At 59.6% G+C, this 24,489-nt stretch carries 26 protein-coding genes, 1 tRNA gene and 1 pseudogene; 10 read left to right on the forward strand and 18 right to left on the reverse strand.

The window, feature by feature from the left end; genetic code table 11:
* Positions 1-11: 11 nt before the first annotated feature.
* From IE127_RS02545 to IE127_RS02565, 5 genes are all read right to left on the reverse strand, one after another.
* Positions 12-269, reverse strand: coding sequence for a hypothetical protein (locus IE127_RS02545; RefSeq protein WP_189423022.1), 258 nt, complete (start codon positions 267-269; stop codon positions 12-14).
* Positions 262-1,917, reverse strand: coding sequence for a phage portal protein (locus tag IE127_RS02550; protein ID WP_189423024.1), 1,656 nt, complete (start codon positions 1,915-1,917; stop codon positions 262-264). The genes IE127_RS02545 and IE127_RS02550 overlap by 8 nt, the downstream gene beginning before the upstream one ends.
* 10 nt (positions 1,918-1,927) lie before the next feature.
* On the reverse strand, positions 1,928-3,967 hold the full coding sequence (locus IE127_RS02555; protein WP_189423026.1) for a phage terminase large subunit family protein: 2,040 nt from the start codon (positions 3,965-3,967) through the stop codon (positions 1,928-1,930).
* Complete coding sequence (locus tag IE127_RS02560) at positions 3,870-4,421, reverse strand: terminase small subunit (protein WP_189423028.1); 552 nt, start codon at positions 4,419-4,421, stop codon at positions 3,870-3,872. The genes IE127_RS02555 and IE127_RS02560 overlap by 98 nt, the downstream gene beginning before the upstream one ends.
* 374 nt (positions 4,422-4,795) lie before the next feature.
* Entirely contained in the window at positions 4,796-5,365 is a 570-nt protein-coding gene (locus tag IE127_RS02565; protein WP_189423030.1) for a hypothetical protein, read from the reverse strand.
* Between the two features lie 61 nt (positions 5,366-5,426).
* On the opposite strand from IE127_RS02565, the gene IE127_RS02570 reads away from it, so the two are divergent.
* Positions 5,427-6,863 carry a calcium-binding protein gene (locus IE127_RS02570; RefSeq protein ID WP_189423032.1) on the forward strand — a complete coding sequence of 479 codons (1,437 nt, stop codon included), beginning with the start codon at positions 5,427-5,429 and terminating at the stop codon, positions 6,861-6,863.
* Between the two features lie 257 nt (positions 6,864-7,120).
* Here the strand turns inward: IE127_RS02570 and IE127_RS02575 are convergent, their stop codons facing one another.
* Positions 7,121-7,978, reverse strand: coding sequence for a hypothetical protein (locus tag IE127_RS02575; RefSeq protein ID WP_189423034.1), 858 nt, complete (start codon positions 7,976-7,978; stop codon positions 7,121-7,123).
* Between the two features lie 188 nt (positions 7,979-8,166).
* Here IE127_RS02575 and IE127_RS19890 point away from each other — a divergent pair.
* Positions 8,167-8,298: pseudogene (locus IE127_RS19890) on the forward strand (DUF4339 domain-containing protein); the annotation flags it as partial.
* 171 nt (positions 8,299-8,469) lie between these two features.
* Entirely contained in the window at positions 8,470-9,534 is a 1,065-nt protein-coding gene (locus IE127_RS02580; RefSeq protein WP_244639887.1) for an RDD family protein, read from the forward strand.
* Between the two features lie 580 nt (positions 9,535-10,114).
* Here the strand turns inward: IE127_RS02580 and IE127_RS02585 are convergent.
* The 7 genes from IE127_RS02585 to IE127_RS02615 form a co-directional block, all read right to left on the reverse strand.
* A complete protein-coding gene (locus IE127_RS02585) occupies positions 10,115-10,336 on the reverse strand; it encodes a hypothetical protein (RefSeq protein ID WP_189423039.1) in 222 nt (73 codons plus the stop codon).
* The gene (locus IE127_RS02590) at positions 10,333-11,067 is read right to left on the reverse strand and encodes a primase/helicase family protein (RefSeq protein WP_189423040.1); all 735 of its coding nucleotides are present in this window, start codon (positions 11,065-11,067) and stop codon (positions 10,333-10,335) included. Before IE127_RS02590 ends, IE127_RS02585 begins: the two co-directional genes overlap by 4 nt.
* A 181-nt stretch (positions 11,068-11,248) precedes the next feature.
* On the reverse strand, positions 11,249-12,832 hold the full coding sequence (locus IE127_RS02595; RefSeq protein ID WP_189423042.1) for a DEAD/DEAH box helicase: 1,584 nt from the start codon (positions 12,830-12,832) through the stop codon (positions 11,249-11,251).
* Positions 12,829-13,164: a hypothetical protein gene (locus IE127_RS02600; protein ID WP_189423044.1), complete on the reverse strand. Its 336-nt coding sequence runs from the start codon at positions 13,162-13,164 to the stop codon at positions 12,829-12,831. Before IE127_RS02600 ends, IE127_RS02595 begins: the two co-directional genes overlap by 4 nt.
* Positions 13,165-13,177: 13 nt before the next feature.
* Positions 13,178-14,077 carry a hypothetical protein gene (locus IE127_RS02605; RefSeq protein WP_189423046.1) on the reverse strand — a complete coding sequence of 300 codons (900 nt, stop codon included), beginning with the start codon at positions 14,075-14,077 and terminating at the stop codon, positions 13,178-13,180.
* Positions 14,074-14,304 carry a hypothetical protein gene (locus tag IE127_RS02610; protein WP_189423048.1) on the reverse strand — a complete coding sequence of 77 codons (231 nt, stop codon included), beginning with the start codon at positions 14,302-14,304 and terminating at the stop codon, positions 14,074-14,076. The genes IE127_RS02605 and IE127_RS02610 overlap by 4 nt, the downstream gene beginning before the upstream one ends.
* A gap of 74 nt (positions 14,305-14,378) precedes the next feature.
* On the reverse strand, positions 14,379-14,627 hold the full coding sequence (locus IE127_RS02615; protein WP_189423050.1) for a hypothetical protein: 249 nt from the start codon (positions 14,625-14,627) through the stop codon (positions 14,379-14,381).
* 96 nt (positions 14,628-14,723) lie between these two features.
* On the opposite strand from IE127_RS02615, the gene IE127_RS02620 reads away from it, so the two are divergent.
* From IE127_RS02620 to IE127_RS02645, 6 genes are all read left to right on the forward strand, one after another.
* Positions 14,724-15,482: a helix-turn-helix domain-containing protein gene (locus IE127_RS02620; protein ID WP_189423052.1), complete on the forward strand. Its 759-nt coding sequence runs from the start codon at positions 14,724-14,726 to the stop codon at positions 15,480-15,482.
* Positions 15,483-15,565: 83 nt separating this feature from the next.
* Positions 15,566-15,859 (forward strand): hypothetical protein, encoded by a 294-nt coding sequence (locus IE127_RS02625; protein ID WP_189423054.1) that lies wholly within the window; start codon positions 15,566-15,568, stop codon positions 15,857-15,859.
* A gap of 72 nt (positions 15,860-15,931) precedes the next feature.
* Entirely contained in the window at positions 15,932-16,450 is a 519-nt protein-coding gene (locus IE127_RS02630; protein ID WP_189423056.1) for a hypothetical protein, read from the forward strand.
* Complete coding sequence (locus tag IE127_RS02635) at positions 16,447-16,809, forward strand: S24/S26 family peptidase (RefSeq protein WP_189423058.1); 363 nt, start codon at positions 16,447-16,449, stop codon at positions 16,807-16,809. The genes IE127_RS02630 and IE127_RS02635 overlap by 4 nt, the downstream gene beginning before the upstream one ends.
* Positions 16,806-17,654, forward strand: a complete 849-nt coding sequence (locus IE127_RS02640; protein WP_189423060.1) for a ParB N-terminal domain-containing protein — start codon at positions 16,806-16,808, stop codon at positions 17,652-17,654. Before IE127_RS02635 ends, IE127_RS02640 begins: the two co-directional genes overlap by 4 nt.
* Positions 17,655-17,852: 198 nt before the next feature.
* On the forward strand, positions 17,853-19,058 hold the full coding sequence (locus IE127_RS02645; RefSeq protein WP_189423062.1) for a site-specific integrase: 1,206 nt from the start codon (positions 17,853-17,855) through the stop codon (positions 19,056-19,058).
* 83 nt (positions 19,059-19,141) lie between these two features.
* Here IE127_RS02645 and IE127_RS02650 read toward each other — a convergent pair.
* The 5 genes from IE127_RS02650 to IE127_RS02670 form a co-directional block, all read right to left on the reverse strand.
* Positions 19,142-19,215, reverse strand: a tRNA-Gly gene (locus IE127_RS02650).
* A 64-nt stretch (positions 19,216-19,279) separates the two neighbouring features.
* Positions 19,280-19,969, reverse strand: a complete 690-nt coding sequence (locus tag IE127_RS02655; protein WP_189423063.1) for a GntR family transcriptional regulator — start codon at positions 19,967-19,969, stop codon at positions 19,280-19,282.
* Between the two features lie 101 nt (positions 19,970-20,070).
* The gene (locus IE127_RS02660; RefSeq protein ID WP_189423065.1) at positions 20,071-21,480 is read right to left on the reverse strand and encodes an MATE family efflux transporter; all 1,410 of its coding nucleotides are present in this window, start codon (positions 21,478-21,480) and stop codon (positions 20,071-20,073) included.
* Between the two features lie 8 nt (positions 21,481-21,488).
* Positions 21,489-22,127 carry a cysteine hydrolase family protein gene (locus IE127_RS02665; RefSeq protein WP_189423067.1) on the reverse strand — a complete coding sequence of 213 codons (639 nt, stop codon included), beginning with the start codon at positions 22,125-22,127 and terminating at the stop codon, positions 21,489-21,491.
* Positions 22,128-22,223: 96 nt separating this feature from the next.
* On the reverse strand, positions 22,224-23,153 hold the full coding sequence (locus IE127_RS02670) for a LysR family transcriptional regulator (protein WP_189423069.1): 930 nt from the start codon (positions 23,151-23,153) through the stop codon (positions 22,224-22,226).
* 216 nt (positions 23,154-23,369) lie between these two features.
* Between IE127_RS02670 and IE127_RS02675 the strand changes: the two genes are divergently transcribed.
* On the forward strand, positions 23,370-24,485 hold the full coding sequence (locus IE127_RS02675; protein ID WP_244639889.1) for an ABC transporter substrate-binding protein: 1,116 nt from the start codon (positions 23,370-23,372) through the stop codon (positions 24,483-24,485).
* The last annotated feature ends 4 nt before the right edge of the window (positions 24,486-24,489 follow it).

A 24,489-nucleotide genomic window follows, 5' to 3' on the forward strand; every position in this document is an offset into this window, starting at 1 on the left:
AGAACTCTCGGTCAGTAAGGCCGCATGCGGCCGCGAATGGCGTAGCGGGCACGTGCCGGTGTCTCGCCGCGGGCGATCTGGCAGTTGCGGATCGCCTCGTTGAGCGCCCGCTGCACCTCGCCAAGCGAGGCCGTGGCATAGCGCGCCATGTCGGCGCCGAACCGCGCTTCGGTGACCAACTCACCGGTCAGCAGCGCCTCTTCGACCTTCCGCAGCGTCGCAGCCCGGCCGCACCAGTCGACCGCCAGTTCGTCCTGCTCATCAGGCATCTGTCGTCTCCCGGCTCGGTTCGCGATTGCCATCGGCGGCGCCGCCGAGCGGCCCGCCACTGCCACCGGTCGAGCGCCCATATGGCGAGGGGATATCGCGCTCGCTGAACCAGCGGTGCCCGCGCTCGATCGCCGCCAGCGTCTCGGTATGGTTCTGGCCAGAGGCCGCGTGAATGTCCTCGAGCGAGGCCTGTCCGGTTTCGAGCTTGACCTTGTTGGCCATGGCCGATTTGTAGTCGTCAGCCGTTGGCTGCGAGGGCCCCTGGAACTCTGCCTGGAACACCGATTCCTTGTCACGCAGGAATGCTCGTGCGCCGCCGCGGAACGGGATCCGGCCCTCGACGATGCTCTCCTCGAGCCAGCGTTCGTAGATCGCCTGGACGAATGGCGCGGCAATACGCGAGCGGCGGCGCATCACCACTGGCCAGATTGAGGCCATCGACATGCGAACGCTCGAATAGGTCGCGCTCGAATGATCGCCGGTAAAACTCTCGAAGGTGACGCCGAGGCATCGGGCCAGTTCCCGCTGTAGGTTCTGCGAGAACGGAATGTATTGCGACCCCGGTGTCGATGCCGTGTGCATCTGGAATTCTTCGCCGGGTCCTAGATGATTGATGCGGGCCGGATCAGACATCGAGATGCCTTTTTCCTTGAGGGCATCGATGCGCATGCCCCACACGTCGATCAGGTCCTGGGCAATGGCGCCGACATGTTCGGCCCAGTTGCCATCAAAGCCCGCCGGGGGCTGGGTATCCGCCAGTGTCTGGATTGCCTCGAACGCCTGTTCACTGGCTTCCGGGCTTTTGATCGTTGCCGCGAAGATCGTCTGCATCAGTGCCGTCGCGAGGGTGGCGTCGGCCAGCTGGTCGAATTGTGCGGCAACCTTCAGCGCCGGCGTCATTGGCGAGATGCCGCGCGGACTGTTGAGGTTCTCGCCGCGATCCATCACATGCACCACGTCGACCGCCGGCACATCCTTGTCGCGCTCGATGCCGTCCGAGAGCTCGCGGAACCGATAGCGCTGAGGACGCCCAAAACTGTCCTTGACGATGCCCTGGTCGATCCCTTCGAAAAGGTTCGAGGTCCGCCGGCAGCGATGTGGCGCCACCAGCGACACTTTGAGGCCAGTCCCAACACCGAGCCGCCGGCGCTCCCGGGTTGTCAGAAAGTCCATGACGCCGAACGCTTCGCCATAGGCGAGATAGGAGCGCACAACACCATCGAGCATCTCGGCAATGGTCGACACACCAGCGAGATCGCATTCCTTCGGATTCCAGGCCCAGCGGCGCCAGGCCGCCTCGACATCTCGGCACCAGGCACGGGCCTCGTCGTCAGAATACCCGAACCGCGTCAGCTGCGCCCGACAGTTGAGCTTGAGCTCCTCGCCGATCGTATCGCAGAGGATTTGGACGGCGGCACCCGAGAGCCAGCCGGAGTTGTGCAGAAAATCGAGAGCGAGGGCTGTAGCCCGGTCTGCAGCCTCACGGACCTCATGACCTGCATCTCGAGTAATTGCCCGGCGCATATGCAGGATGCCGGAGTTGTCTCCGCGAAGGTACCGAGCCGTTGCCTTTTTCGGCGAGCTTTTAAGTGCAGCTACTCCGCTACCCGTCTTCACACGGACACGCGGCTTGTCGATCGATGACATTCAAACAATCCTATCGATAAGCGTTCCAGCGGGAGCGCTGACGAGATGGGCGGGCAATTGGCGCAGGAGCCACTTCAGGAGTAGCGTTTGCCGCTACTGGCTCCTTTTGCTCGGTCACTGGTTCTTCGTCCGTCGTCGGCTTTGGCTGTGGCTTTGCCCTCAGCTTATTCGGCAATGAAAGCCGTGCCGCCAGGCCATACACAAAGCAATCGAGCGCCTCGTTTCGGATGCCCTCGGCTTTCGGCCTCCAGACGCGGTACTCGCGACCGTGCTGAATGACCGTGACGGCCTTTTCCGCCGTCAGCTGTTCAAAGTAGTCAGCGCTCAATCCGTCATGCGGGAAGTGAATTGCAAACGGCGTCGGCTGATCTTCACCAACGATCTCTATTGCGAGGCGCGAGGCCAACGCATCTTTGGCTGTGTCGACGCCGACCAGATAGAGTTTGTCGCCACTGTTTTTGGTTCGCGACGGCGTCTTTGGCCAGATCAGCTTTGAGCCACGCGGATCGTTACCCTGACCCTTCACGGCGTAGACCCGGCGATTGCGTTTGCTGCGGCAGAAGGCGTGAACCATTTCGCCGCGGTGCCCTTGGCTGTCGATGCATCCGGCTTGCGGCACAAGCCGGTGCCCGTCGACGGTCAGAAACGGCTCCTTGATCAGTTCGTCGAGCTGATCCCACACCGCCTTCTTGGCAGTGTCGCCGAGCAGTACCCCATGCTTGAGCACCCAGCACTCTTCATCGGCGCCCCAGCCTTGGAACGTCACCTCAATGCGATCGTCCTGAGTGTCGCCGCCCCATGTGACGAGTTGCACATCCGCCGGCACCGCATCGGCCGTATATGGCTCAACACGCTCGGCAAGCGCCTTCGGGTCCAGCCGCTCGACCTTTTCTTTCCAGGTCTCGGCCAGTGCAGTGTTCACGAACTTGCGCAGCTTCTCCTTGCTCTTGTGCGCCTGCAGCCATTCCTTGACGACATCGGCCAGCTTGTGGCGCGTCGAATAAAGCTTCGACACATGAAAGCCGGCGTGGCCACTGTAGTGCGAAGGCGTTCCGCAATCAGGGCAGAGCGATCGGCCTTTCTCGGTCCAGACACTGGGCTGATGCTCTCGACCGCAGCAGCGAAACGGCTTGGTCTGACGCCATCCCTTGTCTGGCTTGTCGAGTAGCGAGCGCAATGCCCTGATCCGCTCTGCCTCACTCCAGCCGGCACCACAACCTTCGCAGTAGTATTGCGCCGTCTGCGGCTTGTGGTTGCCGTCGTCGTCCTTGTCCCAGATCACAGTCTCAGGCGTGAACCGAAGGATCTGCTCATGGCCGCAATGCGGACATGGAACAAAGCACCTTCGCTGATCTGAAGACTGATATTCAGTTGCCACCCGCGACGATTGCTCGTCGGTCGGCGAGCAGGCCCGTACCTTCTTGCGATTCCAGAACGTCGAGGCGCGCTCTTCGGCGAGGCTTAGAGGATCGCCTTCGGACCCAGCCGAGGCCGGATACTTGTCGATCTCATCCGACAGCACGATCCGTTTCGGACGCGAGGCCAGATCCACCGGTGAGTTCGCGCCGACGAAGTCGAGCGTACCACCCGGGTATTCCTTGTGGGTAATCGTCACCCCGCTATCGCGCGCCTTGGCGTCAGGGATCAGTTCGCGAAGGACCGGCGTCGATTCCCGTGTCGGTGCAAACCGCTCTTTCGAAAAATCTTCTGCAAGCTTCTGCGTCGGTTGCACGAAGAGGATCGACGCCGGGTCCTGATGGATGAAGTAGCTGGCGATATTCAGCAGCAGCTCGGTCTTCACCATTTGGGTGGACGCCATCACGGTGATGGTGTCCGTGTCTTTCTCGGTCACCGCCAGATAAGGGCCGTAGGCACAGGGCACCCTGCCCGTCTGCCATAGCCCCGGATTGGCCGAGTTCTTCTTCGAGACAAACCTGTAGCTATCGGCCCACTCAATCAGGTTCAGTTTCGGTGGCGGACGCAGTGCCTCCCGGCGCGCCCGCTTCAGCCTCGCCATCAATCGCGAAACTGTCGTCTGCTGAAAGTCCATCGAGGATTTCCGATACCTTCGCGGCCAGCGCTTCTTGGATCTCGACTGCCGTTAGGTTCTCGAGGTCAGCGGCGATGTCTCCCGGCAATGAGGTGAAGTTGGCGCGGATCGTTGCGTATTCATCAGCGACGATCGCCCCGACCTCCTCGATCAGAACATAGGCGCCGCGGCGAACCGACAGATCGAGTTCCGCAATCGCTGCCTCAGCCGCCGTCTTTCGACGCCGGGCCTCTTCCATATCCATTGCGGCAGTATCGCCTGAAGCCGACAGCACTGCTTGCTCTTCACGCCAGCGGATTACTTCCGCGGTGTTGTAAAGCGAGCTCTTGCCTCGGCTGCCCTTCTTCTCGACCGGGCAGCCCTGGCGCTCCCAGGCTCGGATCGTGACCGCCGAATATCCGAGGATCTGCGACAGCTCAGTCTGGGTAACGAGCCTGCCTTCGTTCTTCGCCATCACTTTCCAACCTGAGCAAAAAGAGTGTGACAGCCAAAATCGGCACTAGAGCGTTGAGAGCGCTGGCGAAAGCACTTTCCTCAAATCACTGTTTTTGCTGCTATTTCCTGCAAAGCAAAGTGCGATTTGGAGGTTCTGGACCTAGCCAGATTTCGCGGCTGCGCGCCCGCTAACGGCTGTGACGCTGCAAACGGTCCCTGAACCGGGGGGCGTCGCGACCATCGATGGCTTGCTCGACTGACCAACCGATTTAGCAAGATCGAGCAGATCGCGAACGATCTCTGACTTGTCTTCGTGGAAGCGATCGGGATTGCGCGGCGATGGTGACAGTCTCTCTATGCGGCGAGCGACTGACTGGAGTTCTTCGTTGATCGTCACGATAGCGCGCCATTGCTCATCAGCTTGAGGAGGCGGTTGACCTCCGGTGCCAACTCGGTGCGGACGACGCGATCGAACGTTGCCGCGCTTTCGTCTCTCACCATCTCCTTCGGCACTGCTGGTCCCCATAGCTTCTCGATGGCGTTGTGACGGCCAGAGGCAGGACTGAACTTGCCTGTGCGACGAAAGACGTTGCCACCAAGCTTTGCGATGATGAAAGTGCCACGGAAGATCCGGCGTGTTGCCCAAGGCGCAGCGGAAGCACCAGCACCGACCTGGCGAGACTTGAAGTCGCTCAGTGGCAGGTAATTGCCTTTGGCTTCGATCGTCGTAACAAGATGAGCACCCGATGCCGGGACGCGCTTCATGCCACCGTGCTTCACCACATTGCGTTGCGATGTGCCCATCTGTTTGGCTACGCTGCGCTTGACCTGAGTGAAAACCTTCTTGCCGGTGGAGTTCAGAGCCTTGCGGTATGCGCTGGTGGCTTTGCCTTCACCAAGAGCTTCAACAGCATCTTGAAACTTGGGCAGGCCTTCGCCGTGGAATTCGATCTTGATGGACATCTCAGCACATTGAATAGGATAGGTTCACGTCAGTCGCTCGCTCTGCCGAAGGACAATGTGAATGATTAAGTGGGCGCCCAGTGTGCTTGCGCGCGCGGAGCGCGCCTTTGACCTACCAAAGTTTGTTGGCATTTGCGGGCCAATTACAGGCATAACCGCCACATTAGTGGCCACCGAAATCCCCGGGATCCCTTACACCGTTGTTGGATCCGCCGTGGGTTTATCGCTTTTAGGCCTAGGCTTATTTTATCTTGTACTTCAGCCTCAACATTTCCGCGCTTACGCGACTGCCTTTATTCTCTTCGCATCGCTGCACGCAATGCTCGTGGCTTGGTGGCTCTACTTTGCGACGTCTCAGGAACAAACACCGCAAGGTCGACCTCCAGCTGGTGCAATTGCAAGTACTTCGGTCGCTGTAGACTCGGACACTCCCCCTGAAGTCGCTACAAAGTTTTTCTATCTAAGCGATGACCCAGCACACTTATACTATCTCTTAGAGCCGGAGCAGATAGAGGCTGGAGACCATGTTGTTCAGATATCGACTTGGACAGAGGCGGTCACCATCGACCGCGCACGGGGGTACGTGAGAGCCGATTACGGTACGTTTAATGTGTGGCCAGACGGGACACTAGCGTATCGCAACAGATCTCCCTCATCAGTCTCAACTGTGGACTCGCTCACTATCACGATAGCCAACAAGAACCAGATCTCGAGCACTATCCTTGTAAGCGTTGTTACAGATCCGCACGAGCTGCGTGGCGACGATGAGGTCCGAGGGTCGAATGGAGACGACCTAATCTACGGCATGGAGGGCGATGACATCCTGCATGGTCGCGCAGGTTGGGACACCATGGAGGGAGGATTGGGCAGCGACGTACTATTTGGCGGAGAAGGCAACGATAAACTCTTCGGCCGCCACCATGATGACACGATTTGGGGCGGAGCCGGCAGAGATGACATTTATGGAGATGGAGGGGATTCAGCCGCTTACGAGGGCAATGACACACTGTATGGCGGAACTGATAGAGACTACATCTTTGGGGGTGGCGGGGAAGATATTCTCTACGGAGAGGAAGGAAACGATACCCTCCTTGGTGGTGCTGGAGACGACATCCTGGACGGAGGCCCAGGCGCTGACGAGTTAGTCGGCCAGTCGGGTTATGACGTTCTCACCGGCGGAAGTGGAGCGGATAGTTTCTGGTTTATGAACTTTACCTCTGATCCCGACACGGTTTTGGATTTCTCGCTTTTTGACGGCGACACCCTAGAGCTAAGTAATCTTTTGTCTAACTATACCGCCCCTTCAATCTATAATATTCGGCGTTTTGTCAAAATAGAGCGCAGTGGTCAGGGATCAGAGGTCTATGCACTTGAAGACGAGCGGGATATGAGTTCCTGGTCACTTATTGTGACACTCAAAGATACTTGGCTGACGCTCGATCAACTCATACTCATCGATGGCATCATCACTGTATCTCCTAAGGGCGTCAGGAAATAACAGCAGGGACAGACGCGGATGCGGACCATGTTCACTTACGCGGTCCGCAATTCAATCTAGTGCTTTCAGGCTGCTGCTCGCCCAGGGTCGAAAAGGCCGGCAGTGAACAGGTGCGCTTCCGGCTAGACTGCACGGACCGTAAAGATCCAAGTGAATCAAATGCAAAAGGCTCCCGACAAGCGGAGCCTTTACGCGAGCGCTAATATGGCGAATAACACTTCATACGCCGATTTGGCCCAACCGCGCAAGGGGCCAGATTAGGCCTCCTCAGGACCATACGCTAACGGCAGTCCGTCGAGGTCTCTCAAGATCCTTGCCCGGCTGCCATCGCTCCACCTTCTCTGCCTTACTTGCGCGTTGGGCTGCATCGCAAAATAGTCGACTAATACGTCGAGTGCATCAAGCAGCGCAGCCTCAGCTTTTCGCCGGCCAGATCCGCTCTGGCCATTTCCAAGCCGTTTGGCCACCGTTCGGATCGACTCCCCACCGATGACTACGGCGTCCACTATGCTCGCATGATGTACACCAAGGACCTTACGGGCACCAGCCAGTTCTGCTCGCGCGTCATCTTGGGATGCCGAGAGGGCGTCTTGCTTCGGACCTGACGTGTCCACACGCTCTTTCGAATAATCCACCGCTCGCGCACCGCCAATTTGAGACCGGTCGTGCAGATTGGAGTAGCGGATCGCAGCGGCGGTCTGGAGTTCGGTCTTGTTGCGCACACGCGCTAGCCCGCCAACGAGCAGCGTCAGATTCATAGCCGCCATCTGACTGGCTTCGTGCTTGGTTTCCACCTCGTCGCTAGCCACCGCGTCGATCAGGCCTTGAGTGATGTAGGGATTGGGTATCGACCGATAGACTACCGCCGGTCGACCTTCGCCGTCTCCCCTGTCTATCACAGCGCGCAACTGATCGACACGCACCTTAGTCTGGAGGTGTCGCGCCCGCTCCCTTGCCATAATACCGTGCAGGCGGTGGAGTTCGGTTATGCACTGCTCATAGGCCCGCGCGTACTCTGTCGACTCCGCGCGCAGTTTCGCTTCGGCGTCCGGCAACTCGGCAATGGCCTGTTCGAATGTGATCTGAGCTGGCTTACCCGTGCGGGGCTTAGGCATATGCAACCTCTCGATAACGAAGGAGAGGTCGGGCAGGCAGAGTGGGATACAGGTAATCTGGCTGAAATCGACCGCTTCGTCAACAGCTTGGTCCTCGAAGATTGACCCACTGATGAAGTAGATCGTGACGAGCTGCGCCTAATTGTGGCACGATCTAGGCGAAGACTTTGGCCGTTGGGGGAATCGACTTGGCCGATTGGTATTTTGCTGCAGAGGGTGCGGCCGATGGTCCGCACAATGAAGAATACATCCGTAACCTGTTCCTGACCGGTCGCTTGGACGGTGACACCCTTGTCTGGAGCGAAGGCATGCCGCAGTGGGCACCCCTCCGGCTGCAGCTGCCTTTCCAAAATCTTCGCGCATCTCCGCCACCGTTACCGCCTCAACAACCGGTCGAGGGGAATAGCCCCGAACCTGCGCCTGCTGCTCTCGTAGTCGAGGATCTGAGGCCACACTCTGTGCTCAAATCCCGTGGCTCACGGGCGCCGGCGATGGATGAGCCCACCGTATCCGAGGACGAGAGGCCCGATGGTTGGGGAGAACCCATTTTCGTGCCGGCTGCCGAGCGACGCGAGTTGAACAAAAACAGCCCTTGGTCTCGATACTTTGCTCGCGCGCTGGACCTCACGATCACCAGCTACCTTGCCGGCTTAGGCGTCGGATATGCCTTGGCATATTGGGCGCCAAGCCTCTACCTGCAGCTTGTGAGCCAGCAGGCTCAGGTCCAGAACGTTATCCTGTTGCCGGTCGCGTTGATCCTCAATGGCATCGTGACGGGCATCTTCGGCACGACGATCGGCAAATCGGTTATGGCGCTACGCTTCGCCTATCTCAACGGTCACCTTGGTCTTATCGGCCAGATCGTCCGCGAACTCAAGGTATGGGTTCAAGGCCTCGCCTTCGGCATTCCGATCGTGTCGATCTTCTCGCTCGTCTTCCAATACCGCCGTGCGACCAAGGGCCTGCCGGCGAGCTACGACGAAGGCATCGTGCTGGTGAAGCAAGACGACATCCCCGGATGGCGTCGGGCCAGCGGCATGCTCTTCTGCGCCTTGGTATTCGTCGGTGGGATCGCATACAGCGTCTGGCCCAAGCCCGTAGCGTACAGCCCACCCAATCCGACTTCAGTCATCTCGATGGAGTGGACCAACCCAGTCACCGGCAAGCGCATGATGCTGCCTGCTGGTTGGACCGCTTCCGCTCAGGACAATGGCCAAGGCGCAACGGTCCACGTCTTTAACAATGCAGATGGTACCAAGCAGGCGATCTTCGGCGCCGAGGATGAGGTTGCCGATGTCACCGACTTGGCGACCTATGGCCGGGCCCTGAAGGCTGGTGTCGCCGGCACGATGACGTTCGGAGACTTTGCCCAGACCCTGACGCCGGGCGTGCTACGCGCGGATGGCACTTTCGACAGTGAGGGCTGGCGGGCCTCCATGCTGATCAACAAAGTCGGCACCACGTTCTGGCGCATCGTCAGCATCGACACGGCTGCCTCGGGCGGCGACGTATCCGATCCCGCTCTCGCCAGTGCGCTGTGGAGCACGACAAGATAGGTCGAGCCTCATGGGATGACTCCAATCTGACTGTCAGAAATCTTATGCAGGATAGAGAGGGGTGGTTCTGGGCATACGTCCCCCCGCCGGAGAATCGGTGAGGGGGACGCTGTCATGCAGGACCGAGCCGGGTATGGCAACGAGCATGAGCTGGGCGCTGGATTTCTCAAGTAGAGCGCGATGGGGTTGCCCGGTCATCGCTACCAGTGCGTCACAAGCAGACGGTTCACGCGCAGAGCCGACCAGCCGACAATGCGCGCAAGGAGTATCCTCCTTCCATGGACGGCGGTATCCCGCTTCGTTCATTTGGTGTGCCGTCCGTAGCCTCCACTTTCGCTTGGCCGGACCCCCGACAGACGGGCTGGGCGTATGTAACTAGGCGGCTGAGGCTAAGCTTTGCGCTTCTTTCTCGATCGCTTGCTGGATCCATTCCAAGCTTTCGCAGATGACGCGGATTTGGACGCTCCCCATCCCGATGCTCGGGCGCCACGGAAGCCCTCAGCGGTCAAGACGCCCTTGGCGGCACCGGGCCGGCAGACCGTCACCCACGCCTGCAATCCTTCGTCGTAATAACGCTCTGTCACTTCGGCACCCACTCATAACGGTTGTACTTGTCGAGGCGCGCGAAGCCGCGCCGGATGAAACGATTGCCCAGCATCACGCCGAGACTTCCGGAATCCTTCATGTGTTCCCGACGCACCTCGCCGTCCGTGGCTGCGCGTGCCAGATCGATTGCGTTGGCGACGCGGCGAGACATTAGAAACTTGAGCGCCTGACGCTCTCTCTTGTCTCGCAACCTCATGTCGACCGCTCTCGCAAAATACTGAGGATCAGCCGCTGAACGGCAAAGATCCCTTCCGCGGCATGCAGGTCGTTGAGGTCCATCTTCTCGCCCGGAGGCATGGTGTAGGGCTTGCCGGTCTGGCGCGCGAAGTGCTCGCCTGCACCGAGGCCGCCGAACTGTTCAGGGTTGGCGCTCGGCGGCATGTCATGGTCTGCAGCGACAAAGCAGCGGCCCCGGACTGAGCCCGACACTTTCACGATATTTGCGGCGGAGAAGCAGACCAGCACGGTATCGCGGCGACCGAGCCCTTTGAGTGCCATACGGATAGACAGCGCTGTGGCGTATCCCTCACACAACCAAGTATCGGCGCCGGTCGCGATGCGGTGCCATGCGCCGCCCATCTGTCCACCAGCGAGGAATTTTTTGGTGCCATCTTCCCAGATCAACTGGACGCTCGCCAGTCGAACTCCGACGCGCGCCGGTACCACGATTGCCGACATAGCGCGGTCCGGTACGAGATACTCGCCGCCGATCTCTCGGACGGCGTCGGCGCCAATTACCAGTGCCTTCTCGGTCTGAAAGCCTTTGCGGCGCAGATATGGATGGCCGTCCATCTTGGCGGTCGTCACGAGCCGCTCAGCGATATTCGAAGCGCGCTCTGAGCGCTCACGGTCACGCTTCTCATCGCGCGCCTTGCGCTCTGCAAACCGGCGCTTGTCTTCTGCAGTGCGCTGCTCCTTGAGCCACACTGTCGCCTTGTCGCCCGTTGCCAGTTGAAGGCCGATACCCTGTCGTCATCCATGATCACCCGGCCATCGCCTTTGCTGCGCTTGCCGACAACATCAGCCAGCAGCCACCGGCGAGGCGTGCGCTCTTTCGGCGGCAAGATGCCGACCGACGCGCAGGCCTGTTGGAGAGCCTCCTCGAGCGTCACGCTGCGCGCCTCCGCGGACGTTTGCGGAACCGCGTGACTTCGCGCTCGATCAGTCCGTACTGATCGGGCGTCACGAGGTGATGGGTGCACGGGGCGTCGAATAGCCCGTTCGGCAATTTCGCCTCGGGATAGATGCCCCGCCAAACGCCATATGCCCACTTCCGAGCCTTGTCTTCGCCGTTCCGGCAATTTGAGAGGCAGTACGCGAGCGCTGCGTTCCAGACCCCGCGCGGGTTGCTAAGACAGGCTGCCCGCAGCCCCTTCCTCGGCGCGAAAGCATCGGGGGCACTGAGGTTCAGGTCGACAAGTTCGCCCTCGACGATCTGGATCTCACCGCGCTTTGGACGCTCCCACCCGCATAGAGAGCAGGGGGCATCTCCGGGCTCCATCTGTCCACCGCACCCGCCGCAGAAACGCTCCTGCTTTACGCGCTCGGTCGGCTCACGAACTTCAGTGTCACGCTTCTGCGCAGTGGAGAGGTTGTCGACCCCATACTCAAACAGCCAAGCCGTATCCTCTGCGAAAGAAACGCAATTTCCGGAGTGATCGAGCCAGAGCCCAAACTCTTTGCCTGGAAAGGTGCGCATGACCCGCCCCATCTCCTGAACATGAGACGAGAAGGATTTGCGGTATGGCCGGCACGAGATACCGCACAGCACGTCGGGGACGTCGAACCCCTTTGTCAGCACCGCGCAAGAGACCAGCCCGTCAATCGCGCTGTCTGGCTTGCGGAACTCGCTGATCTTTTCGCGGCGCTCGTCATCATCCTTGTCGAGGTAGCTGATCTGCTGGAAGTTGAAGCCTGCATCGGCGAACTGGCGGCACAACTCTTCGCCGTGTCTCACCGATGGCGAAAAGACGATGGTTTTCACCGGACCGCCAAAGTGCTTCGCTGTCTGCGACACCCAGGTCTGCACCACGTCACCGATGATGGTGATGCCGCGCTGACCTGCCTCTTCGTCCTCATATTCGCCGGTGAACTTCTTCTTGGTGCCTGCCATGTCCGGCGTCACGCAGGCCTTGACCTTCAGCGGCGCAAGGTAGCCTTCCGAGAGTAACTGGTTGACGGTTGTGCTGTTGACCAGCCCATCCCAGTGATCGGCCATTCCGGCAGTGAACGGAGTTGCCGTGAGGCCGATTGCGTTGGCGAACTCAGCCCGCTCGATGAGATCGACGATCGCCTTGTATATCGCATGACACTCGTCCCAGATAATCAGGTCTGGGAGGTCGCGGATCGACCGGCGGGCAATCGTCTGTGCGCTGGCAATCTGGATCGGTTTCGAATAGTCGGTGAGGAAATGGTCGGCCTGAATAACGCCGTGGTCGATGCCGTAAGACGAGAAGCGGTCACTGGTCTGGTCGATCAGCGCGACGCGATCGACAATAAACCAGGCCCTTGACCCTTTCGCTTCGGCACCTTGGACGATCTTCATCGCCATTTCCGTTTTGCCAGCGCCGGTTGGAGCAACGAGGATTTGCCGTCGGCGCTTCTCCCGGATGCCCTCGCGGAGTTTTTGTACCGCGCTATCCTGATACGGACGGAGGTTTATGTCCCTGCTGATTGGAGCGAACAGGTTCATGCTGCCCTCCGGCCAGGCGCTTCATCAATCATGCGGCCACATGCAGTCATGAACCACGACCACTCGAGGTCACTGACGCCGTCAGGGCGCTGGCTGTAAAGGACGCGGGCGAACTGCTCTGCCCACTGTCGCGGGGCTCCACCGTCGAACTCTATGAGAGCAGCGCGCTCCTCGATCTCAAAGTCTCGCTCAGCCTCGAGATATGCTCGTACCTCTTGGCGGTGCTGCATGATGTAGTCGCGGGCGGTACTATCGAGCCGATTGCCATTGACAATACGCAGCGCGCCATTGACCAGCCTGAGGTCAGCGCCACGCGATCGAACTCGGGCCATGATGCTTGCACCATCAGGCATCGGTGATCTCGCCCGTTTCCAGGTCCATGATCAGGTCGCGGCTGTATCCGAGCCTCTCGGCCTCCGCTTTCCAGTGGTCTGCAGATCTCTTCCATCCGACCTTATCGCGGCTTTCGGACTCGACCCGTGTTTTCAGGACGCGGATTTCCTCGTCCTTATCTGCGACCACCTTCTCGAACCCGCCCTTTTCGAACTGGACGCGCATGCCTTCCCATTTTGCGTGACCTGACCTGAGGGTGGCAATTTCGGTTTCGAGGGCGTTGTTGGTCTCACGAAGCTCTTCGTTCTCGGCCTCGAGTGCGGCGATGCGGTCGATGCCCACCTCAGTCCTCTGCTGGCGCCGTTCGCCCATAGCTTCAGCCTTGCGGGCCTGCTGCTCTTTAACGGCATCCGGTAGCGCATCAGCGTTTCTGGCTCGCTCCTTATCGTGCTTGGCTTGCTCGGCTTCGCGCTCAACCTTCCTGACGGATTTCTCTGCATCAGCTCTCTTCTTATTCGCGCGCTTCGCCTCAACAACCTCCGATGCGGCCCTGCCTGGGTGCTCTCCGCTTTCAACGCGCGACCGTATTTCGGAGGTCACTTCGCCGATGATTGGTTTGAGATCGCGGGCCTCGCGCTCGGATATTTGTGACCCATGGGTCACATCCTGCCCCGAGGCATCGGCTATGGCGCGGTTCACCATGCCTTGATCCAAGAGGCGATAGGAATGACGCCGAGACATGTTGAATTCGCCGGCGATATAGGCGTCCCAAGTCGGATACCCCATGGCCTTCCATGCCTGCCGCTCATGTGCCTCGAGCAGCAATTCCCAGAGCTGATCGACGGCTACACGGATCTGATCCGTGAGGATTTGCGCGTCAGAGCGACTGATCTGATTAAGCGCTGTCCTCATGTGCGGGCGAGCCCCGTCACGTCAGCCAAGACATTCCATGCACGAACGAGCTCGGCGGCATGCGCCAAATTTGGTTCCCTTTCATTCGCTCGGAACGCCGCTTGGTAGCTGTCGAAGGCCGCACGCTGCGGGCCCACCTGCATATCCAGCAGGTTCACGATCACCCCGTCGGGGCATTGTCCCTCGACGGCAGACATAGCTTCGCCGTCCACGGTCAACTCGCGCATGGTCGATCTCCGATTGGTTGGTGACGGCCGGACAAAGGATCCCACTCCACCTGCCCGACCGAACTGCTTAAGGGCTAGGCACTCACAGCTTCCGGCTGGAGCGCGAAATCAGGTTTGACGGTTCCGTCCGGCCAGTTGGCGTCGAACCAAGCCACCACCTCGTCAAAAGTGCGAGCGGTAAAGCTACTGTCGGCGTCAGCTATCCGGGTGAAGAACGAACTGTCGCGGCGGCACCGCCGCCCAACTGTCGATATTCCTACCCCTGCCGCATCCGCATACTGACGGGCCAAAGAGAGCAGATGTTCGCGTAGCGCTGTTTCCATGCTGTTTACTATGCCGGAAACATCCGCCTATCGCAAGTGGTATAAGCCGGATTTTTCTGATTTGAATCCGTCAAGCCAATGACGGATATTCACTACATGACAAGATCGACAGTCGCAGATCGCATTCAAGCGAGGCTTGACGCCCTTAATAAGAACCCATCAGCGGTGGCGCTTGAGGCGGGGCTAAGTAGGTCGTCGGTGCTGGACATCCTCAAAGGGAAGGCGGCGCATCCTCGGGTAGACACCCTCAAGAAGTTGACTGGGCCACTACAATGCAGCCTCGCCTATCTCACCGGCGATCGAGACGACCCAAAGCCCGACAGGCTGTCTAGAGAGGAATACGCTCTCTTGGACACCGAAATCCGAACTTCAGCGATAGTTCTGGCGACAGGGATATATCGTGAGCGCGGCTCCGGCTTGGAGCGAACGATCTCCCCGACGATTGTGTATAGAAACCCAAGCCACCCGAAACAGGCAGTGAGCTTGGCAATCATGGACGATGACAGTCTGGCCGGAATTGGTATTCTAGAGGGCGACCAGCTTACGTTTGTGGCGGATCACTTTGGCGATATAGACCTGCCGTTGTCTTCCGGCTCCATCGCCATCGTTCGGAGGGACCTTGGCACTGAAGCCAGTGAATACAGCGCTCGCCAGATAGAGATCGCAGGCGGCGACGTCTACCTCACTACCCGACCGGCAGTAGGCGAACCGAAAGCGATCAAGATATGGTCGCACGAGATTTTAGACGACGAGCCTGGCACCCTCCGCAACAACTACCTTACCGGTCCAGGAAATACGCTGACGATTGAGGGTCTGGCCATTCGAGTGACGAGGATTCTGCGCGACCCATTCTGACGGATATTTCACGCAAAGCTGTTGACGCAGGATATTTCCGGCATTAGGGTTAACTTCAAGCTCACAGAGCGATGGAGACCCAAATGCCGTTGCCTTCGACTGCTCAGACCATCTACAGGTTGATCGCACAGCACGCGGCGGCGCTAGCCGACCTCGAGTGCACGGTCGACAACGAAGATGCCGTTACAGAAGCATACGATGAGGCAGAGCGGCAGGCCTTCGACGCTCTGGTAATGTATGTGCCGACCAGCACCATCGAGCTGCGGCGCAAGATCGGCTACCTGCTTCTCCACATCAAGCACACCGAAACGCTAGATAGAGATCAGGTGGAAGCTCTGCTGCACTCGTTCGATAGCGTCCGGATAAAGTCCGCCTGACCCATTAAAACGGGCCCAGGCGGGCGGCCACCCGTCCTGAGCCCTCTACCACCCGATCCGTTGGAGGCTCAAATGGCATGTCCCCTTCCTATACCCGAACACACCGCGTTGCCAGCGGCGGCTGCGACGATCGCAGAAGCCTATGCAGACTGGCTGAATGTGCGCAAAGCCGCTGCCAGCAGCGAGAATGCCGTACAACGTGAGGAGCAATACCGGCGCTGTCGCGAACTGCAGGTGTCGATCGTGGAGCAGATGGCTCCGTTGACCGCCCGGGACCTGGCGATCCAACTCCTTGTTTCCACCGACTACGGAGACTCGGACTGCAGCGACGACTTTATAGATCGCGCGAAAGCTCTCGCCAATCGGCTGCAGGAGGCGCCGTCGGCCAACGCCCGGCGCGCGAAGCTCGATAAGGCGATCGCCGCTCTGCGTGATGCTGCTCAAGAATACGACCCCACCATACTCGGGGTCTGGGTGTCGCGCACCGAGGGGGATGAGCCAGGCTGCTTCACGCAACTGCAAGGCGTTCATTTCAATCGGTCGAGAAAGATCCAAGACAGCGCCGCACGAGCACGGGGAGAGATGGCGTGACCCAAGCATTGCAATCGATACCCATGCAAGGCCCTACGCCTGCACTGCTGGCCCTCGCTGTGCGTGGCGACCTTATGTCTCCTCGTCTTCGGGACGGACAAGACGCCGTCTATTACGCACGCTCTGGCTTTGTCGCTGACGATATATATGTCTTGGACTACGGCGACGGGCACCTCTTTGTCTGCCATGTCCAGTACACCGGGCACGGCACATATCGGTTGTTTGGCGAGAAAGATGGCTGGGAGGTCACAGGCGTTGCCAGGCATCAACTCCAGCAGATCATGGTGGGCATCGTGGTCTGCGAGATGCACGTGCGTGACCGAGAGATGCTGCTTCGTTTGCTCGGGCGACTTCCATGACGGAAACCCCTGCCCCGCTACGCCAGGTCCGTCCGATTGCGCTGACCGGGCTCATCCCCGCTGCACCGACTACCGGCGCGCCGATATGCGAAATGGTCGATCCGCGCGACCTGTGGGTCGATCCGGCCTACCAGCGCTCCGTCGGCGAGAAAGGCCTGAAGCAAGTTCGGCGCATCGTCGAAGGTTTCGACTGGGCCAAATTCAAGCCTCCGATTTGTGCATTCGCGGAAGACGGCCAAGGCCAGAGCGTGCTCAAGGTACTCGACGGCCAGCACACTGCGATCGCCTGCGCCAGCAATCCTCACATAGAAACGATCCCAGTCATGATCGTAGAGGCACCGGATACGCAATCGCAGGCCGTGGCCTTTATCGGGCAGAACAAGGAACGGCTGAACGTCACCCCTCTGCAGATCCATTTTGCAGCATTGGCCGCTCAAGACCCTGAAGCCATTACGGTAGCTCAGGTATGCGATCGTGCCGGCCTTCGCATTCTCCGCTCTACGCCAAAGGTCTATGCGCCTCGGGATACGGTCGCGATCGCCGCAATCAATGGCCTGACATCGCGGCGGGGGGCGATGCGCGCTCGGCAGATCCTCGAGGTTCTGGCGAAGGCAGAGCTCGCTCCGGTCACCGCGCCGCATATCAAATCGGCCGAGTACCTGCTGACCGACCCCGAGTTTCGCGAAACGCTTTATCCTGAGGCGCTCACCGAATGCATCCAAGCGCAGGAAATGACAATCGACGATGAGGCCAAACTTTGGGCAGCGACGCATCGCGTGCCGGTATGGAAGGCGATGGCTTCGATCTGGTTCCGGAAATGCCGGAAGAAGCGGAGACCGGCATGACGGACCATGTCCCTCGCTTCATGTCCGACGAGCAGCTGCGACATCACTTTGGCCTAAGCGAAAGGGCGCTTCGCCGACTGCGCTCGATGCGTAGCTTCCCTCGCCGAGACGCCATCACCAATCGCACTGACAGCAGAATGGTCGACAGGTTCTTTGACAACCGCGCTGGCATAGACGCACCTTCCACTGGCAGCGCTCTTGCTGCCGATGGAAAGGAGAACTTCTAAAATGTCAGAACGACGGTCAAAGCGGCCTGGCTATAAGGGCCGCAAGCGAAAGGATGGTTCGATTGCTCACTACTGGATACCGCAACGCGCTTTAGCAGATGCACCGAAGTACCTGAAAGCGAAGCAAATTGAAGATCGGGCAAGCGACGCGCAAATAGAAGACCTGTGTCAGCGGTGGACCGACGAACTGATTGGCGAGCTTGCAGACCTTCAAGCTACGCCGGGGTATGATGGAACCATCAAAAGCCTCATCCGGCTTTACCGTACGGATGAGGATTCCTCTTATCAGGCGCTAAAGCTCTCCACCAGGAAACGGGATTACGATCCAATCCTGAAGGTAATCAGCGACACTGTCGGCGATCGTGCCATTCATGCTCTGCGCGGAAGAGACTTTCGGCGCTGGCACGCGAACTGGTCGACTGAAGGCCGCACTCACCGCGGGCACAACGCGATACGCAAGCTACGCACCGTGCTCAGCTTCGGCGTGGAACAGCGCTTCGAGGATTGCCGGCTTGCACGCGAGATCTTGTCTCTTATCGAATTCGAGGCGCCCAAGGCACGCTCGATCAAGATGGAGTTCGAGCACGCTAAGGCGATTGTTGAGAAGGCGCTCGAGCTTGGCCGTGCTTCTATTGCACTCACGCAAGCTCTACAGTGGGACACCGCTCTCCGACGCATCGACTTGATTGGTGAATGGCTGCCGGCGGCAGAAGGTGAAGGCGGCATCATCCGGGGCAAGACCCGATGGCATGGCCCGTCGGTGACTGTGATCTCTAAAGACCATGTGCTCACGATCGAGGCTACTTCAAAAACGGGTGCTCGATCCGTTCACGACCTGACACTCTGTTCGCTCACATCACTGGTTCTCGACAAGATCGATCTGCCGGCGGTTGGTCCGCTGATCGTATCCGAAGACACGGGAGTGCCGTATCGCGAAAACTACTATGCACAGGACTGGCGAGCGATCGCTCGAGCAGCCGGTGTGCCTGACACGGTGTGGTCAATGGATAGCCGGGCCGGCGCGATCTCAGAAGCCGAGGCAGCTACGGGGAACCTCGACGCTGCGAGGAAACTGGCAACGCACTCGAACGTCAAGACGACAATGCGCTATGTGCGGAACGACGTCTTGGAGAGCAACAGGGCGACTGCTCGCGCAAGACAAGGTTTGCGGAGCTAACGAGTCGTTCTGGAACGGCTCTGGAACGCATTGGAACAGTCGACTGGCTTAATCGTAAAACAGCAGCAATATCAGGTAGATATTGGAGCGGGTAGCGGGAATCGAACCCGCATATTCAGCTTGGAAGGCTGCTGCTCTACCATTGAGCTATACCCGCGAGCCTTTGGCGCTATAGCCCGAGATGCGGCCCTAAGGCAAGTGCCGGGCGCACGCGTGGATGCTTATTCACCACCCATTCCGACCATGCGCTCGTAAGTATCTTCGACGACCAGAATGTGCTTTCGCATGGCGTCGGCGGCTCCCCGCGCATCTGCCCGGAAGATCGCGGCCAGGATCTGGTCATGTTCCTGATAGGACTGCGCAAGACGGCCAGGAGAGAGGAATTGCGCGCGCCTGAACGGCGAGAGCCGCTTGCGTGTCGTTGTCGTGATCTCGGCAAGATAAGCATTGTGGCTGCCCGCATAGATCCCGGCATGAAACTGCTCGTTGATGAGCTTGTATCTATCGAGACTGCTGTCGCGCACCACCTGCGCCATCTGCTCATGGATGGCTCTCATCGCATTGCGCTCGTCCGGGCGCATGCGCACCGCAGCGTTCGAGGCACACGTCGCCTCGAGTTCGGCCATGACCTCGAACATATCACGCAGCCGTTCCGTTGATGGCCGCGTCACCACGGCCGAGCGATGAGGCCGGGTTTCGACCAGACCCATCGCGGCGAGATCACGAATAGCCTCGCGCACCGGTGTGCGAGACACGCCGTAACGACTTGCGATCTCTGTTTCGTCAATCGACATGCCCGGCGCCAACTTGCCCTCGGCGATATCATCTGCAAGCCGCTGGCTGACCTCTTCGGCACGCGTGAGCTTGCGCAATACGGCACTTTCCGGGAGAAGCGCTTCACTTCCATCCATCCCCTGCTCTCGCCGCCTCCGCTTGTCACCGCCCGATTCCTCGTTGTGAGTGTCAACTGAGGCGGAGAAGTTATCAAGCGAGTGCATGGTCTGTCTTTGCTCTAGCGTTGCGCGGGCTCCGGCGTCAGGGCCTGGAGCGGCACCGCCTTGATAGCGGTGCGCTTGTGCCAACGATAAAGCAAGAGGCATGCCACGGTGCCGATGCCACCGAGAATGCCGATCCAGATTCCGGCGGGGCCCAGACCCAGATGGAAGGCGGTCAACAACGCGAGCGGCAGCCCGATCACCCAGTAAGAGAACACACCGAGCAGCATCGGCACTCGCGTATCCTTCAGGCCGCGCAACGCGCCGCTGGCGACGGCCTGGAACCCATCAAAGATCAGGAACAACGCCAGGATGACGTTGAGCGTCCGGGTGATCGCCATGATGCGCCCGGCATCCGGATTGTCAGCGCCGATGAAGAGCAGAGTTATCTGATCCGAGAACAGAACCACCGCAACGCCCAAGAGACTCATTTGTACGGCGACAACGACAAGCGCCAGATTGCCTGCAGCGCGCGCCGCATCGGCACGCCGCCGCCCCATGTGGTAGGCGACACGGACTGTAACCGCCTGGCCCAGAGCCACTGCCGGCATGAACGCAACGGAGTTGATGGAATGCGTGACCTGATGCGCCGCCATCGACATCGTTCCGAAACTGCCAACAAGCAGAGCAAGCACAGTGGTCAGCCCCAGTTCCGCCCCATAGATCACGGCGATCGGCCAGCCTATACCGAACACAGCGAGCACGCCGGCCTTTAGATCCGCCACTGACAGTTCTGCAAGGCCCGCCGGAAAGAGCCTGCCAACCCAAAGATAAAGGGCAACGGCCGCGGTTATCAGCCACCAGGTTATGGTAAGGGCGAGCCCTGCCCCGGCAATGCCAAGCGTCATCGGGCCGAACACCAGCAGCATCAGCAGACCGCTATAGACGGCAACGCCGCCGCACGCTGCGAGCATGATCACCCATGTGCGCTGCTCGACGGCAAGATGAAATCGCATCGGCGCCAGCAACAGCACCGCTGGAAGGCTCCAAGCAGCGGGCCGCACGAAACGCTCGGCCTTTTCGATAACCAGCGGATCGAACTGAAACAGGACGAGGAGTTGTCCCAGATTGTAGAGCGCGATGACCGCTAGCAGCGACAGGGCAAGCGCCAGCACGTAGGCGCCAGCAAACCCCTTTACGCCAAGACCATCGCCTTCAATGCGCTCGAACCGCGCACCACGATCGGCAGCGAGCAATGGTTGCACCCCGGCGATAAGCCCTTGGCTGACAACGGTAATGGTCTGGATGATGATTGCGCATATTCCGCCGGCTGCGAAAGCTGCGCTATCGAGCCGACCGAGCGCAAAGCTGGCGATGAGGGACATCGCCAGCTGGCTCAACTGCGTCGCCGCAAGCGGCGCTGCGATGACCAGCAGCGCTGCGAGCTCGGACTGTTCGGGTCTTTCCGAACGCGCCTTGAGGATCATGGAGAGTATCAGGCGGCTTTGTCGGAGCGAGAAGAAAACGCCGCAATAATCTCTTCTGCAGAGCGCCGTGCTCCGGCCTGCAGATATTCCATCGCGTTGAGGGCTGCATCGTGCGCGGTGCGGCTTGACCCGGAAACGCAATCTTCCACCACGCGGCAGTAATAGTCGCCCTGGTGGGCATCAACGAAGCTGTAGTGGATGCAGACATCGGTGAAGCCGCCAACCAGGATCAGCGTTTCCGCCTTGAGGCCACGCAGCAAGATCTCGAGGTCCGTGCCGTAAAAGACGGAGTAGCGGCGCTTTGTAATCTTGTAGTCATCCGGCCGCATCTCCAGTTCCTCATACGGAAAGTCCGTGCCGGGAGAACTCTCGAGGCAGTGGACGCTCTCCATACCGTCAAGTTCGCGACCGAAATCGATCATGTCGTTACGGTGTTCCTCCTTGACGAACACGATCGGGATGTCCGCATCGCGGGCAGCATCAATCACGGTCTTGGCGCGCCACATACGCTCGATACCGTCGGACATGAATTCAAGCCGGGACGTGTCGGGGCGTGTCATGAAGCCGCCCTTTTGGATATCGACCGAAATCACCACCGGACGCCCGACAATCATCGGCTTTGCAGTAACGGGATTGCTGTCGTTCATCACGAACTCCTTTTGACGGGTTTCGCAATGAGATGGGCTCGATACTGAGCACGGGAAAATAGCGTTGCGCGCAATCATACTTGCGCCACAGCGCAACTATGCGACGTTCTGGCTATTCTGGGCAATTTCCATCAACAGCCGGGCCATTGCCGGAGGCTGGTCGGCTTTTATTGCAAGTTCCATGCGGGCGCGGGCGCGAAACAGGCGAGGCATGACAGGCACGGCACCCGCAAGCGCCGGAGTCGTGTCGACATAGTGGTCCGGCAGGAAGCCGATATAGCGTCCGCTTGCCACCAGTACAGCCAGTGCCTCCACATGATCCACACTGGCTGTCCGTTTGAGGAACTGCGTGTATTTCGTGCGCGGGCCGCCCTGTGCCGAGGTAAACCCGGCGTAGTCATACTCACTGAGTTGCTCTGGCGCCTCGACCCCTGCCGCTAGCGGGTGCGTGTGGGCGCAGTAGAGGTTGCTTGCCTCTTCGTAGAGCGTGTAGCGCGTCAGATGCCGGGACTGCCTTTGCCGCGCTGCAACAATCCCCGCATCAAAGCGCCCCTCGGTCACACCCTGTTCGACATCGAGCACACGCGCGATAGAGATCTCAATATCGAGGCTCGGCACTTGCCCCTTGATGCGATCGATGAGAGCCGGCACGGCGCCTGAGGGGTGACCCAGGACACAATCCACCATGCCCAGCCGCAAGCGACCGCTCATCGCTTGGTGCAGGTGCCGCATCTCCCTCTCGAAGCGATCGAGATCACCAAGCAGCCGCCCGCCCATCTCGAGTACCTGCAAGCCAGCGTCGGTGAGCATGAAGCCGCGGCGGCCGCGCGTGCAGAGACGGCTGTCCAGCCGGGCTTCAAGGCCGGACACCGCACGGCTAATTGCCGGCATGCTCATCTGCAGTTCGCTTTGCGCTGCCGAAAAGCCCCCTGCTTCCGCCACTGCGCAGAAGATACGGATAAGTCGGATATCCGCTTCCCCCAGCCGAAAACCCAGGAAGCGTTTCGAATAGCCCAATTGAGACAACACCGCCTCCGCCCATCCACCGCATGCAACATTGTATGCAACGCCGCACAAATGGTGGTATTTATGCCTAAGTTTTAGTCATAGATGCCGATGCTCATGAAAGCATCGGCGATCCGTCCCGCTGATTTTGTGGATAGTTTCGCTCGAAAGCAAGTTGGCACGCATGTTGCAACCGCCTTGACGGGAGCCCTGACATCCGTTGCAAGGAGAACACCGTTGCCCTCCAAGATCCTCTTTCCCAATTCCCGGCCCCGCTCCGGTCAAAACCTGTCTCGCCGTTCTGTGCTTAAGGGCATGGGTAGCGCCGCCCTCGTCGGCAGCGTCAGCATGCCATTCATCAGCCGTGCCGCGGCACAAACGCCCCTGCGGATTTCGAACTTCGGCGGCTTTTTCGAGCAGGCGTTCGCCGAACACGTCTACCCGGCTTTCACCGAAGCAACGGGCATACCGGTCCAATCCATTCCGCAATCCGGGGGCGCGCAGTTCCTGATCCAGCTGGCACAGGCCAACCAGGCCGGCGCAGCCCCAATGGATATTTGCTGTGCTGGCCAGGCGGAAGTCATCCGCGGCCGTGCCCAGAACCTTTGGGCAAGTGTCGACGAAGCCAGCCTGCCCAACCTGTCCAACCTGATGACACCCTATGTCTATCGTAGCGATGAAGGCGTGGATGGTGTCGGCGCGATGGGATGGTACATGACCTTCCTCGCCAACCCCAACGAGTTCGAAACGCTGCCGACAAGCTGGAAAGAGCTGTGGGGCGACCACCCCGGCGCCTGGGGCATCAATAGCGGCGGCACCTCGCCGATCCTCGACATCACAGCCGCGACCTATTTCGACGGCGCATCGACCCTCGACACCGAAGAAGGCTGCGCTGAAGTTCTCGCCAAGATCGGAGAGCTAAAGCCAAACACGCGACTGTGGTGGAGCGATGAAGGCTCGATGCAGAGCGCCTACCAGAACGAGGAAGTCATCGGCGGCACCTATTATCATGACGTCGCGATGATCATGAAGAGTGAAGGCACTCCAATCGAGTCGATCTTCCCGGAGGAAGGCGCGGTCCAAGGATACAACGCATGGTGCATTCCGTCCTCCAATGAGGTGACTGACTCGATGATCGAGTTCCTCAACTGGAGCGCGACCCCGGAAGCGCACGAGCTAATCGCACGCCACGTGTCAGCCGCACCGTTGATCGATCGCTCGCAGCTCGATCTGACGGATGAAGAGTTCGCAGCAGTGTCCTCGCAGTCCGAGCCGATCCTGATCGCTTCGGAGGCCAAGGTGAAGAACGCCGATTTCCTCGCGCAGGAATTCATCCGCATCCTGTCGTCGTGAGGTC

This window comes from Devosia pacifica (assembly GCF_014652635.1).
GTDB lineage: Bacteria > Pseudomonadota > Alphaproteobacteria > Rhizobiales > Devosiaceae > Devosia > Devosia pacifica.